General features: G+C 69.5%; 12 protein-coding genes. 4 read left to right on the top strand and 8 right to left on the bottom strand.

Features of this window, described 5'->3' with window-relative positions; translation table 11 throughout:
* Positions 1–270: 270 nt before the first annotated feature.
* The 8 genes from rsmD to thiL are packed head-to-tail and all read right to left on the bottom strand — an operon-like array spanning position 271 to position 8,376.
* Complete coding sequence (rsmD, locus tag CVO76_RS12585) at positions 271–903, bottom strand: 16S rRNA (guanine(966)-N(2))-methyltransferase RsmD (RefSeq protein WP_208739500.1); 633 nt, start codon at positions 901–903, stop codon at positions 271–273.
* Positions 904–948: 45 nt separating this feature from the next.
* The gene (locus tag CVO76_RS12580) at positions 949–1,992 is read right to left on the bottom strand and encodes a sulfate/molybdate ABC transporter ATP-binding protein (protein ID WP_208739499.1); all 1,044 of its coding nucleotides are present in this window, start codon (positions 1,990–1,992) and stop codon (positions 949–951) included.
* The gene (locus CVO76_RS12575) at positions 1,989–2,834 is read right to left on the bottom strand and encodes an ABC transporter permease (protein ID WP_208739498.1); all 846 of its coding nucleotides are present in this window, start codon (positions 2,832–2,834) and stop codon (positions 1,989–1,991) included. Before CVO76_RS12575 ends, CVO76_RS12580 begins: the two co-directional genes overlap by 4 nt.
* 30 nt (positions 2,835–2,864) lie before the next feature.
* Complete coding sequence (gene modA, locus CVO76_RS12570) at positions 2,865–3,707, bottom strand: molybdate ABC transporter substrate-binding protein (RefSeq protein WP_244185951.1); 843 nt, start codon at positions 3,705–3,707, stop codon at positions 2,865–2,867.
* Positions 3,707–4,111 (bottom strand): TOBE domain-containing protein, encoded by a 405-nt coding sequence (locus CVO76_RS12565; protein WP_208739497.1) that lies wholly within the window; start codon positions 4,109–4,111, stop codon positions 3,707–3,709. The genes modA and CVO76_RS12565 overlap by 1 nt, the downstream gene beginning before the upstream one ends.
* A 39-nt stretch (positions 4,112–4,150) precedes the next feature.
* Positions 4,151–6,385, bottom strand: a complete 2,235-nt coding sequence (locus CVO76_RS12560) for an ATP-dependent DNA helicase RecG (RefSeq protein WP_244185949.1) — start codon at positions 6,383–6,385, stop codon at positions 4,151–4,153.
* Positions 6,375–7,319: a DAK2 domain-containing protein gene (locus CVO76_RS12555; RefSeq protein WP_208739496.1), complete on the bottom strand. Its 945-nt coding sequence runs from the start codon at positions 7,317–7,319 to the stop codon at positions 6,375–6,377. The genes CVO76_RS12560 and CVO76_RS12555 overlap by 11 nt, the downstream gene beginning before the upstream one ends.
* Before the next feature lie 22 nt (positions 7,320–7,341).
* A complete protein-coding gene (gene thiL, locus CVO76_RS12550) occupies positions 7,342–8,376 on the bottom strand; it encodes a thiamine-phosphate kinase (protein ID WP_432206100.1) in 1,035 nt (344 codons plus the stop codon).
* Positions 8,377–8,522: 146 nt separating this feature from the next.
* On the opposite strand from thiL, the gene wecB reads away from it, so the two are divergent.
* The 4 genes from wecB to CVO76_RS12530 all read left to right on the top strand — a co-directional run.
* Positions 8,523–9,704 (top strand): non-hydrolyzing UDP-N-acetylglucosamine 2-epimerase, encoded by a 1,182-nt coding sequence (wecB, locus tag CVO76_RS12545; RefSeq protein ID WP_208739495.1) that lies wholly within the window; start codon positions 8,523–8,525, stop codon positions 9,702–9,704.
* 12 nt (positions 9,705–9,716) lie between these two features.
* Positions 9,717–11,549 carry a hypothetical protein gene (locus CVO76_RS12540; protein WP_208739494.1) on the top strand — a complete coding sequence of 611 codons (1,833 nt, stop codon included), beginning with the start codon at positions 9,717–9,719 and terminating at the stop codon, positions 11,547–11,549.
* 172 nt (positions 11,550–11,721) lie between these two features.
* Complete coding sequence (locus tag CVO76_RS12535; protein ID WP_208739493.1) at positions 11,722–12,438, top strand: NTP transferase domain-containing protein; 717 nt, start codon at positions 11,722–11,724, stop codon at positions 12,436–12,438.
* A 25-nt stretch (positions 12,439–12,463) separates the two neighbouring features.
* Positions 12,464–14,973 (top strand): glycosyltransferase (locus CVO76_RS12530; RefSeq protein ID WP_208739492.1); only part of this gene is annotated, 2,510 nt, incomplete at its 3' end.

Below are 14,973 nucleotides of genomic sequence, written 5' to 3'. Positions count from 1 at the left end.
TGCGGCCGAGGTGACCCCGGAGGCGTCCGCCGAGGCGATCGACGCGGAGCAGACGGCGTCCAGCACGCCGGGGTCGACGTCGGCCGTCGGCTGGGCGGGCCTGGTCGCCGGCCTGCTCGGACTCGCCGCCGGCGTCACCGCCCTGCTGAGGACACGACGCCGGGCCTAGCCCATGGCAGAAGGCGCCGTGCCGGCGGACCGGCACGGCGCCTTCTGCGCTCTGCGCCTTTCTGCGCCCGGCACTATCTGCGCCCGCGCGAGGGAGAGCTGCTAGTCGGCGGAGGCTTCCCCGGCGGAGTCGCCATCCGAATCCACATCGGACTCCACATCGGACTCCACGACGGGCTCCAGGAACCACAGGCGTGTCTCCCCGTACTTCTTGTCCGAGAAGCGTTCGAGCCACGCGGGCCACGCGGGTTCCGGTGTCCGCGCCGATCGCTCGACGACGACGACGGCCCCCTCCGCCAGGCGCGTTTCGAGGGCAGCGAGGACGGCGACCACGCCGTCCTCACGCACCGTGTAGGGCGGATCCATGAGGACGAGGTCCCAGGTCAGTTCGGGGGCCACCCGATCGAGGTAGGTCTCGACCTTCGTGCGGTGCACGCGGACGGCCGTCCAGCCGAGGACGCGGTTCACGAGGTCGGCGTTCCGCTGGGCGACGGCGGCGGCCCGATCGGCGGATTCGACGAGGTCCACGGAGGCGGCGCCGCGGCTCGCACTCTCCACCCCGAGCGAGCCCGAACCGGCATAGAGGTCCAGGACGTGCGCCCCGTGCACCACGCCGTAGGACTCGAGGCTCGAAAACAGTGCTTCCTTCACGCGGTCCGTCGTCGGCCGCGTGCCGTTTCCGTCGACGCTGGTGAGCGTCGTGCCGCCTGCGGCTCCTGAGATGATGCGCGTCATGCCTCCGACTCTATCGCCGGTCGGGGCACGGCGCGGACCGCCGTCCTACACCGGATAGACGGTTGCGTCCTCGTGCCGGAAGCCGAGGAACACCGGCACGCCGGGGGCCATGCCGAGTGCCACGACGGCGGCGGGGGCGACGTCGGCCGCCAGCCCGGCGGCGTGCACGCGCACGTGGTCGCCGCGGTGCTCGACGTCGTCGATCTCCGCTCCGACGGAGCTGAAGCCCTGCCCGCTCTCCGCCCTGCGGGACACGGCCACATCCGCCGGACGGACCGTGAGGGCGAGGCGCGCCCCGACCGGTGCGTGTTCGGCCAGCGGCACCTCCAGCCCGTTGGCCGCCCTGAATCCCGCGGGAGTCGCCTGTCCTTCCACGAGGTTCAGTCCGGCCAGCCGGGCACCGAAGGGCGTGACGGGTCGCGTGAGCACGTGTGCCGTGGCTCCGGCTTCGACGATCCTGCCGTCCTCGAGGATGAGCACGCGGTCGGCGAGCAGGAAGGCGTCGAGCGGGTCGTGGGTCACGATGATCGCGGAGCGGTCCGCGAGGACGTCCCGCAGGAGGGTGCGGAGGGCGGGGGCCACGGTGACGTCGAGGGCGGCGAGCGGCTCGTCCAGCAGGAGGAGCGACGGATCGGCGGCGAGCGCACGCGCGACGGCGACGCGTTGTGCCTGTCCACCGGACAGCTGGGACGGCCTGCGGGACGCGAGCTCGCCCATCCCGACGCGGTCGAGCCAGTCCCGGGCCGTGGACCGGGCCGCCGCCCGGTGCTGTCCGCGGCTGCGCGGACCGAAGGCCACGTTCTCCAGTGCCGTGAGGTGGGGGAACAGCAGGGCCTCCTGCGCGAGGAGCGAGACACCGCGGTGGCGGGGTTCGGTGAGGACGCTCCGGCGGGCGGTGACGTCGAAGAGGACCTTCCCGTCGAGCTCCGCGCGGCCCTCCGCCGGCGCCAGGAGCCCCGCGACGAGCGTGAGCAGCGTCGACTTCCCCGCCCCGTTGGGCCCGAGGACGGCGAGGGTCTCCCCCGGGGCGAGGTCGAAGGCGACATCGAAACTGCGCTCCGGGAGCAGGGCCCTGAAGGTGAGGCTCATGGCCGTGCCATGGCCGGGGCGCGGAAGGGCAACGGTCCTGCCGCCCCGTCGAGGGGCCGCACGCGGTGCGCGACACCCACCACGGCGACGGCGACGAGCACGAGGATGAGAGAGAGCGCGACGGCGGCGTCCGGGTCCGTCTCTCGCTGCAGGTAGACCTCCAGCGGCAGCGTCCTCGTGGTCCCCTGGAGGCTACCCGCGAAGGTCAGCGTCGCTCCGAACTCTCCGAGCGCCCGCGCGAAGGACAGCACGGACCCCGAGACCAGAGCGGGCAGCACGAGGGGCAGCGTGATCCGCCGGAGCACCGTCCACCGTCCGGCGCCGAGGGTCGCTCCGACGGCCTCGTAGCGCGTACCGACCGAGCGGAGCGCCCCCTCGAGGCTGAGGACGAGGAACGGCAGGGCCACGAAGGCCTGCGACATCACGACCGCCGTCGTCGAGAAGGCGACGTCGATCCCGAGGACGTCCAGGCTGCTCCCCAGCAGCCCGCGCCGGCCGAAGGTGTACAGCAGGGCGATGCCGCCGACGACCGGTGGGAGGACCAGGGGCAGCAGCACGAGGGACCGGAGGACCTGCTGTCCGCGGAACGAGGTCCGGGCGAGGACGAGCGCCATCGGCACGCCGAAGACGATGCACAGGGCCGTCGCGGTGAGGGAGGTCCGCAGGCTGAGCAGCAGGGCCGCCTCGGCGCTCTCGGAGGTGACGAGGGGGATGAACCGGGGCCAGTCGACCCGGAGCGCCATGGCCGCGAGCGGGACGACGACGAACAGACCGCCGATGACGGCGATCAGCACCACCCAGCGGGGAAGGGCCGCCGTCGTCCTCACCACTGTGTCTCCCATGGCTGGACCGACAGCGAATCAGGGCGCGGGTCAGGGCGCACCGAAACCCGCTGCCCCGAGGACGGCCCGACCGTCCGGACCGGCCACGAAGTCGACGAACGCCTGCGCCGTCGCGGGGTCCGACGCATCGGCCAGTGCCGCGACGGGATAGGTGGTGACGGCGTCGGAGGCCTCGGGGACGTCGATGCCGAGGACCGTGTCTCCTGCCGCCCGGATGTCGGTGGCATAGACGAGGCCGGCGTCCGCCTCACCGGAAGCCACCTTCCCGAGGACGTCCGTGACGGACGATTCCTCGCTGACGGGGTCCAGGTCGATGCCTGCGGCCTCCTCGATCCTCGCCGCAGCCGCTCCGCACGGGACCTGTTCCGCGCAGACGACCGTTCTCACGCCCGGGCGGGCTGCGTCGGCGAGCGAGGCGATGTCGGCGGGGTTGTCGGACGGGACGGCCAGCCGGAGCGTGTTGGTGGCGATATCGACCGCCGTCCCGCGCAGCAGGCCCGCGGCCTCGACCCGGTCCATGCTCGCGGTGTCGGCCGGGGCGAAGACGTCCGCGGGAGCACCCTCGATGATCTGCGTGACGAGATCGGACGAACCGGCGACGTTGAGCCGGACGTCCGCGCCCGGGTGCGCCTCCTCGAACCGGGCCGCGAGGTCGGTGAAGGACGCCCGCAACGAGGCTGCGGCGAAGACCGTCACGCTGCCGTCGGCCGCTCCGTCCGGTCCCCCGGCATCCCCGGCCGGCGCGCCGGACGAGCCGCAGGCGGCGGTGAACAGGAGGACGGCGACCGGCACGACGGCGGATCGGGCGACGGATCGCGGGGCGGATCGCGGGGCGGCGCGCCGGCGCGGGGCCAGGGCCGGTCGCGGCATCATCAGGCCTTCCCGCCAGGGGTCTCGATGATCACGGTGGTGGCCTTGACCACGGCGATGGCGATGGAGCCCTGCTCCAGTCCGAGGTCGCGGACGGCCTCGCTGCTCATCAGCGACACCACGCGGTGCTGCCCGCACTGAAGCTCCACCTGCGCCATGACGGTGTCCATCACGATGTCGGTGACGATGCCGACGAACCGGTTGCGGGCGGAACGCCCGATGTCCGAGGGGTCCCCGGGCAGGACGGCGTTCTGGCGTGCGAGCCGGGCCAGTTCCAGCGCGTCGACCACGGCCCTTCCCGAGGAGTCCCTGGCGCTTCCGAGGATGCCGCCGTCTATCCATCGGCGGACGGTGTCGTCGCTGACGCCCAGGAAGCGAGCGGCGTCACCGATCCGTATCTGCGTCATGGAAAGGATGCTACATCCTCAGGTGCGGAGAAGGAATCCTCAGCCCTTCTCGAGGAATGCTTCCTTCTCGGGGTTCAGGTAGAGGTCGATCGCGAGGGCGAGACCCGGGTAGTCGCGCAGGTCCGGGTCCCCCGCCACGATCTCCTGGGCATCCGCGCGCGCCTTCTCGATGACCTTCCCGTGCTGCGTGATCTTGAGGAACCGCAGGGCCGACCGGCCACCGGACTGCGAGGCGCCGAGGATGTCGCCCTCCCGCCGGAGTTCGAGGTCCTTCTGGGAGAGCTCGAAGCCGTCGGTCGTGGAGGCGACGGCGGCGAGGCGCTCACGGCTCGGGTGGTCGGGCTCGAGCTTGGTCACGAGGAGGCACGTGCCCGCGTGCCCGCCGCGACCGATACGCCCGCGCAACTGGTGGAGCTGGGAGATGCCGAAGCGGTCTGCGTCCATGATGACCATGAGCGTGGCGTTCGGGACGTCGACGCCGACCTCGATCACCGTCGTGGCGATCAGCAGCTGCACGGCGCCGTCGGCGAAGCGCGCCATGACCTCCGACTTCTCCTGCGGGTCCATGCGCCCGTGGAGCATCCCGCTGGAGACGCCCTGGAGCTGCGGGACCCCGGCCAGCGACCCGAAGAGCCCGACGACGCTCGTGAGTTCCTGCGGGCCTCCGGACTTCCGCTCGGCGCCGGGCTCCGCGTAGAGCGCCTCCGCGGCATCCTCCTCCGCCTTCCCGTCGTCGCCGATCTTGGGGCACACCACATACACCTGCCGGCCCGCGTCGATCTCCTCGCGCGCCCGAGACCAGACGCGGTCGATCCAGGCCGGGTGCTCGGTGAGGCCGACCTCGTGGGTGGAGATCGGCGAGCGGCCCGCGGGCAGCTCCGACAGCGTGGAGGTCTCGAGGTCCCCGAACACGGTCATGGCGACCGTCCGCGGGATGGGCGTCGCCGTCATGACCAGCACATGCGGGGAGGTGCGGGCCTTGGTGCGCAGCACATCTCGCTGCTCCACCCCGAACCGGTGCTGCTCGTCCACGACGATCAGGCCGAGGTCGAAGAACTCCACGTTGTCGGACAGGAGGGCGTGCGTCCCGATGACGATGCCGGCGTCTCCGGACGCGGCGTCGAGGAGGGATCTCTTCCGCTGCGCCGTGGACATCGATCCGGTGAGCAGGACCACGCGCGTGCCGTCCGCGGCACTGCCGAGCATCCCGCCCTCGGCGAGCGGGCCGAGGGTCCGGGTGATGGACTGGAGGTGCTGGGCGGCGAGGACCTCGGTGGGTGCGAGGAGTGCCGCCTGTCCGCCGGCATCGATGACCTGCAGCATGGCGCGCAGTGCCACCAGGGTCTTGCCCGAGCCGACCTCCCCCTGCAGCAGCCGGTTCATGGGATGGTCGCGGGCGAGGTCCTCGGCGAGTGTCCGTCCGACGTCGAGCTGCCCCTGCGTGAGGGTGAAGGGCAGGCGCGCGTCGAACTGGTCCAGCAGGCCCCCCGCGTGCGGCGGCCGTGCGGTGGCCTCCTCACGTGCCGCCAGTGCCCGACGGCGCGCCAGGGCCGCCTGGAGGACGAAGGCCTCCTGGTACCGGAAGCGGTGCTGGGCGCGGTAGGCGTCCTCCACCTGGGGCGGCCGGTGCACGAGCTCGTAGGCCGTGGCGAGGCTCATGAGCTTGTCGCGGCGCGCGATCGAGGCGGGCACCGGATCGTCGAGGTCCGAGAGCTGCAGGGTGTCGAGGATGGTGCCGACCGCGACGGCGATCTGGTCGCTGGCGAGTTTCTCCACCGCCGGATAGACGGGGATGGGCCGGTTGAGGTACTCGGGGTCGTCGTCGCCCTCGTCGAGGAGGACGTAGCGCGGATTGGTGAGCGACAGCCGCCCCCGGTACACCGTCACCTTGCCGGAGAACGTGGCGCGGACCCCGGGGCGCAGTTCGCGCTCCGCGGCATAACCGTTGAAGAACGTCAGGTTCATGCCGCCGATGCCGCCGTCGGCGTCGTCGGTGATGATGACCTCCAGCAGCATCCCCTTGCGCGTGTGCATCCTGCGCGAGTTCGCCGACTGCACGCGGGCGATCAGGGTCACCTCCTCGTCCACCGGGACATCCGCGATAGGCGTCAGCTCGCCCCGCTTGAGGTAGGTGCGCGGGAAATGGTTGAGCAGTTCGCCGACGGTGGAGATGGAGAAGTGCTTGGCCAGCTGCTTCGCGACCGGCCCGAGGTGACGGTCGAGCGGCGCGTCGAGCTCGGAGGCGGCCACCGACCGCACCGTGTCAGGAGTCACCGGCCTCGGCTCCTACGGGGGGCGAGGCGAGCTGGGTCACCGTGATGTTCACGGGGTTCCCGGCCTGGTGGATGAGCGCGAGGGCGGGGGCGGCGTCGGGCACGTGGACGTGGACGCGCCAGCGGTAGCCCTCCTCCACCGCGGTGACGGCGCTCATGATCACGGAGTCGCCCAGCTCATCGAGGTGGAGGCGCAGCGTGGCAGCGTCGAGGGGACTGAGGTTGATCGTGCACATGACCTCGACGCCGTCGGCGTCCCCACCGTTGTGGATGTGCGGGGACTGGATGTCGTAGCCGTGGAGGCCGTCGAGCAATTCGTCCTGCAGCTCCTCGCCGAGGGCGGAGGCACGGAGCGCGTCGAGGATGAGAAGAAAGCCCACGCCCCCGGCGTCGACCACCTTCGCGTCGGTGAGCGGGCCCAGCTGGCTCTCGGTGCGTACGACCGCCCGGAGTGCGTGCTGCACGGAGGCCCTCAGCGTGAGGGCGAGGGCATGGTTGCTGTCGTCGGCGGTAAGGCCTGCGGCGGTCTCGGCCGATCCCCGCGCGCTCGCTTCGAGGACCGAGAGCATGGTGCCGGGGACCGGATCGCTCAGCGCGGACCAGCTGCGGATCTGCGCACGGTGCAGGGAGGCCGCCAGGAGGGTGCAGGTCAGGCGGGTCGTTCCGTGAAGGGGCTCGGCGAAGGCGGCGAGGAAGACGGCGAACAGGGTCCCCGAATTGCCGAGGGCCTCCTCCATCGCTGCCCGGCCCGCGATGGTGAGCAGTTCCCCGAGGTCGGAGGTCTCGGCGTCGTGTGCTGCGCGGGCTGCGGAGCGGACCGTCAGGTACAGGTTGGTCCCCGTATCGCCATCCGCCACGGGGAAGATGTTGATGGCGTTGAGCCGGTCGCTGTGGTTGCCGAGCGACTCTTCGGCCCTGCCCAACCATCGCTTCATCGCAACAGCGTTAGCGGTGACCTTAGTGTGCAAAGTGATCCCATCCCCGGAGAGCTGTCGGCCGTGACGCCAGTGTCACCAGCGGCTTGCCCGACACCATCGAGCCTACCGCAGTGAACCCGGGGGGCAGCAGGGCATTCCGCGGGAAGGCGGCGAGGAGCCCGTGGTCCTCGCCGCCGCCGAGCACCCAGTCCATCGGGTCCTCCCCCAGCTGCTCCGCTGCCGGTGCCAGCCGAGCTGCGTACTCCCGCAGTACCTCCGGGTCGAGGTCGAGCCCGGCGCCGCTCGCCGTCGCGATCCGCCCGGCGTCGCGAACGAGCCCGTCGGAGATGTCGAGCATCGCGCGCGCCCCGGCGGCCGCGGCTGCCGGTCCGGCGGCGAGCGGCGGGCAGGGCCGCAGTTGCGCGGCGACGAGCTCCTCGCCCAGCGGACCGAACTCCCCGACCGGCCGGCCGTCCTCGAGGATGGCGAGGCCCGCCGCGGCGCGGCCGAGTGTCCCCGCGACGGCGACGACATCCCCCTCCTGCGCTCCCGAGCGGAGCACGGGAGGCCTGCCTCCCAGTGTCCCGGTGACGGCCGCCGTGATGACGAGCTGCGCTCCGGCGCCGAGGTCACCGCCGACGACGGCGCAACCGGCGGCACCGAGATCGCGGATGGCGGCGGCGAGACCCCGGGCGCAGTCCTCGACCCAGTCCACACGTGTCTGCGGCGGGAGGGTCAGGCTCACCACCAGGGAGGTCGCCGAGCCGCCCATGGCGTTGATGTCGCTCAGGTTCTGGGCCGCGGATTTCCAGCCGACGTCGTACCCGGTGGTGTGGAAGCCGTTGGGCCGGAGCAGCCGGAAGTCGTGGTCCTCGACGAGGGTGTCCATGCTGATCACGGTCCTGCCGTCGGGAGACGCCACGATGGCGGCATCGTCGCCGGGGCCGAGCAGGGCACCGCCGCCCTGGTCCAGCAGTGGCAGGATCTTCGAGAGGAGGACGCTTTCCGTCACGTCACCGACGAGCATCCCCGCGGTCTGTGAATGCGGCTGGGGCACCGGGTCCGAGTTGGCCATGCGTCCACGGTACGTGCCGACGCCGACACGGAGGACGCGGCGTCCTGGTAGCCCCGAGTGGCCGACGACGATTCCTGGGCGACCGTGCCGTCCTGCCCCACCGCCTATACTCGGGATTTGCCCTATTCGCCGCGTCGGGGGATGCCTTGAAAACTGTCATGCTCGTCTTCGGTACCCGTCCGGAAGCCATCAAGATCGCACCGGTCATCACCGCGCTCAGGAGGTCGAGGACCCTGGACGTCCGTGTGACCGTCACGGGCCAGCACCGCGCGATGCTCGACCAGGTCAACGAACTCTTCGGCATCACGCCCGATCACGATCTCGACATCCTGGTGCACGGACAGGAACTGCACTCCATCATGACGAGGACGATCGACGGCCTGAGTCCCCTGCTTCTCCAGGACCCGCCCGCAGCGGTACTCGTCCAGGGCGACACGACCACGTCCACCGCCGCGGCGATCGCGGCGTTCTACCGGCAGATCCCCGTGGTGCACCTCGAAGCGGGACTCCGGTCGGGGAACCTGCGGTCCCCCTTCCCGGAGGAGGCGAACCGCAAGATCACCTCGCAGATCGCCGCACTCCACCTCGCCCCCACCAGCATCAGCCGGAAGAACCTCCTCGCGGAGAACGTCCCGGCGGGGGACATCGTCATCACCGGGAATACAGTCATCGACGCGCTGCTCCAGGTGGTCCGACAGCACCACCCGTTCTCGGATCCCCGGCTCGAGGCGCTGGCCGGGACGGGCCGTCGGATCCTGCTCGTCACGACGCACCGGAGGGAGAACCAGGGAGCGGCCATGCGCGGCATGGCACGCGCGATCGCCCGGATCGCGGTCAACGAGCCGGACCTGATCGTGGTGCTGCCCCTCCACATGAACCCGGTGGTGCGGGAGGCGATCGTCCCTCCGCTCAGGGAGCTTCCGAACGTGGTCCTCACGGAGCCCCTCGCCTACGGCGAGTTCGCCCGCCTCCTCTCCCTGGCCGCCGTCGTGCTGACGGATTCGGGTGGAGTGCAGGAGGAAGCCCCCAGCCTCGGCAAGCCGGTCCTGGTGATGCGGGAGAACACGGAGCGGCCGGAGGCGGTCACCGCGGGTACCGTCGCGCTCGTCGGGGCGGATGAAAACCTCATCGTCGAGAGGGTGACGGCGCTCCTCCACGACGACGACCACTACTCGTCGATGGCTACGGCGGTGAACCCCTATGGAGACGGCAGGGCTGCCGAACGGGTGGTGGCCGCGCTCGAGCAGCTGCTCGGCGTCGGCACGCGACTTCCGGACTTCATGCCGCGAACAGATGAGGCGACGACAGGTGTCCTCAGCGCGCAATAGATCAGCGATGCAGTGACACCACCGGAGGAGCACCGTATCGCGCCCTCCCTCGCCCCGACGCTCCTGAAGGACCACGCCCTGTCCCCGAATAATCCGCCCCGTCCCATTGCGCGCCGCAGACTCCTGCAACTCTCGCTGGCCGCGGCTGTCGCGACGCTCACCCCCCTCAGTGGCTGCTCCGCCGAGGACCGACCGAGTACTCCGCCGCGCCGCGCGAGCACCCGCGAACGATCTGTCCGGCTGGGGGCCCGACTGTCCGAGGACCTGCCCTACCGGGTGCTCGAGAACGGTGATGGGATGAAGACCCTGCTGCGCGATGACCTCGCGTCGCGACCTGACGGAGCCGGGCCGGAACCGGTGGCCAGAGCGGCCTTCGGACACATCACGGACCCACACATCCTGGACGCGGCGAATCCGGGCCGGCTCTCCTTCCTGTGGCAGTACCTGGACTTCCCGGACGGCTACCCGACATCCGGAAGGTTCCGGCCGCATGACGTCCTCACCCTTCACGTACTCGACGCGACCGTCAGGGCCTTCAACGCTCTCGGGCAGGGACCCGAGAGCGGACGTCCGCTCGACGGCCTGGTGATCACCGGAGACATCACGAACTCCTTTGCCATCAGCGAGTTGGATGCGGCAGTGGCGGTGCTCGACGGCGGTAGCGCGACGTCGAACCCCGGAGGTTCCTACGAGGGCATTCAGGACCACGGCCGGGCTCCACGCGCCCTTGCTGCTGACGTCTGGCACCCCGACCCCGAGCCCGACAACTCCGAGCCCGACAACTGGAAGAAGCAGTACGGCTACCCGACCGTCCCCGGGCTGCTATCCGCCGCGAGCCGGGCCATCGAGGCCCCGGGGGCGGCCTTCCCCCACTATCCGGGCTTCGGCAACCATGACGAGACCGGCCGGTTCGGCGGCTCGCGCATCTCCGGAGGCGAACGGCTCACCGACCTGGTGCGGACAGGGTCCCGTCTTCCGGTGGAACTGCCGGAGGGGATGACCGAGGACGAGTTCTGGAAAGAGGCCGACGGCACTGACGAGGATCGGGAGCGACTCGTCGCCGCGATGCCGTCACGGAGCATCGCCGCATCCAGCACGCGCAAGGTGTTCGACAAACCGAGGTTCAGGGCCGCTCTCCTGTCTTCCGGCGACGCTGTCGACCAACCGCCAGCGATGGACGCCCTCTACTATGCATTCGACCTCTCGGCCGAGGTCCGCGGGATCATGCTCAACACGACGAGCCCCGACGGCGGTGGCCGCGCTGTCCTGGATCGGAAACAAGCCTCCTGGCTGACCGAGCAACTGCAGGGGGTGTCCAGCACCTACCACGATGACGAGGGGAACACCGTGACAGCGGATGTCGAGGACAAGCTCGTGGTGCTCTTCAGCCACCATCCCCTTCGGGCCTTCGAGGACGACGCATCGTCGCACGAGGACGGCGGAGAATCCATTGCACGCGACGACGTCCTCGGGATCCTCACGCGATTCCCGAATCTCGTGCTCTGGATGAACGGTCACGAGCACCGCCACAAGGTGGAAGCCCATCGCGGCCGTTCGGCCTCAGGGGGCATATGGGAGATCACCACGGCCTCGTTGATCGATTTCCCCCAGCAGTCGCGCGTCGTCGAACTCCTGGACAACCAGGACGGCACGCTGTCGATCGTCGCCACACTCGTCGATCATTCCTCCGCCGACGATGTCCGGCATGACGCCGGCCAGACGCCGCAATCGCTGGCCGCACTGAGCCTGGAGCTCGCGGCGAACCGTCCGGGACTGGACGCCGGGTCGGTGACGGGCGGAGCCGAGGACCAGAATGTGGAGCTGCTCCTAACAGCGCCGTTCTGAACTCCGAATGACAGCCGGGTCAGCCCCGGGGATCTACTATCGAGCCCCGCTCCTGTATCATCGTGGCCGGGGGTACCGCAGCATAGTGGTGCGACTGGAAAAGGTCTCGTGGTGTGGCGTCTCGTCGATCATGTTCCCTGCCCACACAGCGCAATTCTCGACAGGACACATTATGACGGTGCAGGTAGTAATCCTCGCTGCGGGTATGGGAACTCGACTCGCGCGCCCCCATCCGAAGCCGCTCACCGAACTAAGCGACGGACGGACGATCATGCAGCAGCAGGTGCAGAACCTGTCTTCCGAGTTCAAGAAGAAGCTGCGCCTCTCGATCGTCGTCGGATTCAAGCTGGAGATGATCCTCGAGCACGTCCCCAACGCATCCTTCGTCTACAACGAGGCCTTCGACCAGACGAACACCTCGAAGAGTCTCCTCAAGGCGCTGCGCAACTCGACCAAGGGCGGCGTTCTCTGGATGAACGGTGACGTCGTCTTCGCTCCCGAGATCGTCAAGTACCTGCGGCCCTTCATCGAGCAGGATCTCTCCTTCGTATCGGTGGACATGTCCTCCGTCAGCGACGAGGAAGTCAAGTACACGGTCGATGAGAACGGGCACATCGAGCACCTCTCCAAGTCCGTCGAGAACGCACTGGGTGAAGCCGTCGGCATCAACTACATCTCGTCCAAGGACAAGAAGAAGCTGATCAAGCGCCTGGCGCAGGTCGGCGATCAGGACTACTTCGAGCGCGGCATCGAGCTCACCATCGCCAAGGACGGCGTGCAGTACACGCCCGTGGACATCAGCAACTTCTATGCTGTGGAGGTCGACTTCGCCGACGACCTGGAGCGGGCAAACCAGGAGCTCGACGCACGAGTCACCGTGAACGCCTGATCGACCTCTCGAAGGACAAGCACTTATGGCACGTTGGACCACCGCGGACGACGCCGTGTCCGGCATCCGCCGGCTAGCCGAACGGCAGCTGCGCACGGCGTGGCAGAAGCTGCCGGCGGAACAACGGAAGAAGCTGCGGCAGTCCATCCACCCGGCGGACGCCGCGAAAGTAAAGCGCACGGTCTCGACCCTCGCCTCGGCCGGAGCCCTGTCCGCTGTTCCGGTCCAGAAGCCGGTGATCGCCATCTCCGTGATCGTCGAGGACAGCACGCAGAACGTGGTAGCCACGCTCAAGAGCATCCTCGCGCAGAAATCTGCTCCCCTCGAAGTCGTGGTGCTCGACACGACGGGGGACGACCGAATCGCCGGTGGCGTAGCTCCGTACGTGCAGCGGGACGGCCGCATCACCTTCCGGTCGGAGGAAGGGCTGTCCACGCCGGCAGCCCGCCAACTGGCAGTCGCGAATGCGACCACCCGCTGGGTCATGTCCCTGACCGCGGGGGACATCCTGGCCGCCGGTGCCGTCGCCGCCGCGATCAGGTCCCTGAAGGCCTCCGGGGCTGAGCTTGCCGTCGGCACGGTCGGAGTGCGGAAGGGCCAGAAGTTCGTGACGCCGGTGGACCAGAGTGCGCTGCACGGGACCGAGAACCTCACGACAACCCTGAAGCACTCACCGGACCTGGCCGGTGATGCGTACCTGAGCAACAAGGTCTTCTCGAGGTCCTTCTGGCTCGAGGAGCTGGCAGGCGTCGATACCGATGGCGCACTCTGGCAGGCCGAGGTGGTCCGCACCGCGTATCTGCGGGCGGCGACCATCGATCTCCTGCCTGGCAGGATCAGCGACGTCATCGGCGACGCTGGAAGCGATTCCCTCACCCGGGAACAGCTGTGCAGCACCGAGATCCTGGCCGAATACCTGCAGCGGATGACTCGGGTGATGGCCGAAGCTGCCGGCTGGTCCTCGCCGGACCTGACGGATCGCTGGCTCACACGCCTCCTCGGCTCGGACCTCTTCCCCTTCTACGAGGTCGTCCCACGCACGGACGACTCCTACTGGTCAGTCCTCGTCCATGGGACGCAGGAGCTGGCGGCTCTCGGGTCCATCGCCTGGGACGATGTGCGACTCCACAACCGCCTCATCCTCGCGGCCGTGCTCGATGACAATCGAACCGACGTCATCACCATCTGCGGCTCACGCAGCGACCTGGGGTCCTCCTTCGCCACGGCGTTCCGGCAGGGGGCGCTCCTCGCGCAACCGCCCTACCTCGCCGAATTGACCCGGCGACCGTCGGAGGAGCTGCTCACCTGCCAGGACGTCGACCTGCGGGTCACGAGCAAGATCACCGGGCTGGACTGGAACGACGACGGGAGCCTCAGGGTCACCGGCCACGCCTACATCCCATCAATCGATCCCGTGGCAGGCGCCCTGGCGATCGAGGCCGCCGTCATCGATCCCGACGGTGTCGAAATCCAGACGCTCGGCGTCGAGAGATACCGCGAGCCCGGCATCGACTGGGATGCCAACGACAACTGGACGAGCTACGCGGACAGCGGTTTCACGGCAACCATCGATCCCGCGACACTCCTTGCCGCCGACTCGACAACCTCGTCCTGGTCGCTGAAGCTGCGGTTGAAGGCATACGACCGTGTCCTGGAGTCGGCCGTCACCCGCCGGGAGACAGCGGGCGCTGCCGGCACGGTGCCCATCGCGCCCATGGTCGGAGAACGCCGCGTCGCTCTGGAGTTCAAGCCGAGAACCGGTCTCACCCTCGTCCGGGTCGCGCCCATGTATTCGGCAACGGCCGTCCAGCTCGAAGGGCGCACCCTCACGATCACGGTGGAGGCACACTCCGCGCCGCTGGCGTCGAAGATCACGGTCGAGTGCGCGAAGCTCGCCATCCGGAAGACCGCCGTCTGCGTGGACGTCCGCGGGAACGTTGCCGACTACCGCCTGGTCGTCCCGCGCCTCGCTGCCGAGGCCTCTCCCCGCACGGAACACCAGTGGGACCTGCGACTGGACAGCGGATTCAAGACGCCCCAGCCGATCGCGTGGCGTCCGGGCAGTGCCGCATTCGAGCATGACCTCGACCGGTCACGGCGACTTCGGCTGAGGCTCACCGGTTATGGCTTCCTCGCTCTCGAGGAACGGCGTTACCGGGTCGAAGCAGACGACCTGACCGTCTCCGCTGACGGGCGGTACCTGACGGTTCTGGGAACGGCCGATTTCACGAGCATCCACGCCCCGCGCCTCGTGCTCTCCAGCGGCAAATCGGTGATTGAAGCGGATCAGGTGTCCCTCAACGTCACGCGTAACCAGGGAAGCAACCGATTCACCGTACGTTTCCCCCTCGTCTCCACCCCCTGGGACGGCCAGGAACTGATGCCCGAGGCGGGCGCATACAGCGTCCGGTACATCCCGCAGAAGACCGAGGACAACGCGGGATACTGGATCCCGGCCGCCCCCTCGCTGCAGGCGTCATTGCCCTCCCGGGAGCTCCGCGACACGCTCGAGGTCGGTCTCAGCAGGACCGCCGC

Origin of the sequence: Arthrobacter agilis, from assembly GCF_002953615.1 — a bacterium.
GTDB lineage: Bacteria > Actinomycetota > Actinomycetes > Actinomycetales > Micrococcaceae > Arthrobacter_D > Arthrobacter_D agilis_B.
Note: the sequence above shows the minus strand (reverse complement) of the source record. Positions and strands in the feature narration are given on the sequence as shown.

What these genes read in the sequence shown, in the direction of transcription:
- modA (WP_244185951.1), bottom strand. Translation starts at nt 3,707, where the DNA reads ATGATGCCGCGACCGGCCCTGGCCCCGCGCCGGCGCGCCGCCCCGCGA.
- CVO76_RS12580 (WP_208739499.1), bottom strand. Translation starts at nt 1,992, where the DNA reads ATGAGCCTCACCTTCAGGGCCCTGCTCCCGGAGCGCAGTTTCGATGTC.
- CVO76_RS12555 (WP_208739496.1), bottom strand. Translation starts at nt 7,319, where the DNA reads ATGAAGCGATGGTTGGGCAGGGCCGAAGAGTCGCTCGGCAACCACAGC.
- CVO76_RS12565 (WP_208739497.1), bottom strand. Translation starts at nt 4,111, where the DNA reads ATGACGCAGATACGGATCGGTGACGCCGCTCGCTTCCTGGGCGTCAGC.
- CVO76_RS12575 (WP_208739498.1), bottom strand. Translation starts at nt 2,834, where the DNA reads ATGGGAGACACAGTGGTGAGGACGACGGCGGCCCTTCCCCGCTGGGTG.
- thiL (WP_432206100.1), bottom strand. Translation starts at nt 8,376, where the DNA reads ATGGCCAACTCGGACCCGGTGCCCCAGCCGCATTCACAGACCGCGGGG.
- rsmD (WP_208739500.1), bottom strand. Translation starts at nt 903, where the DNA reads ATGACGCGCATCATCTCAGGAGCCGCAGGCGGCACGACGCTCACCAGC.
- CVO76_RS12535 (WP_208739493.1), top strand. Translation starts at nt 11,722, where the DNA reads ATGACGGTGCAGGTAGTAATCCTCGCTGCGGGTATGGGAACTCGACTC.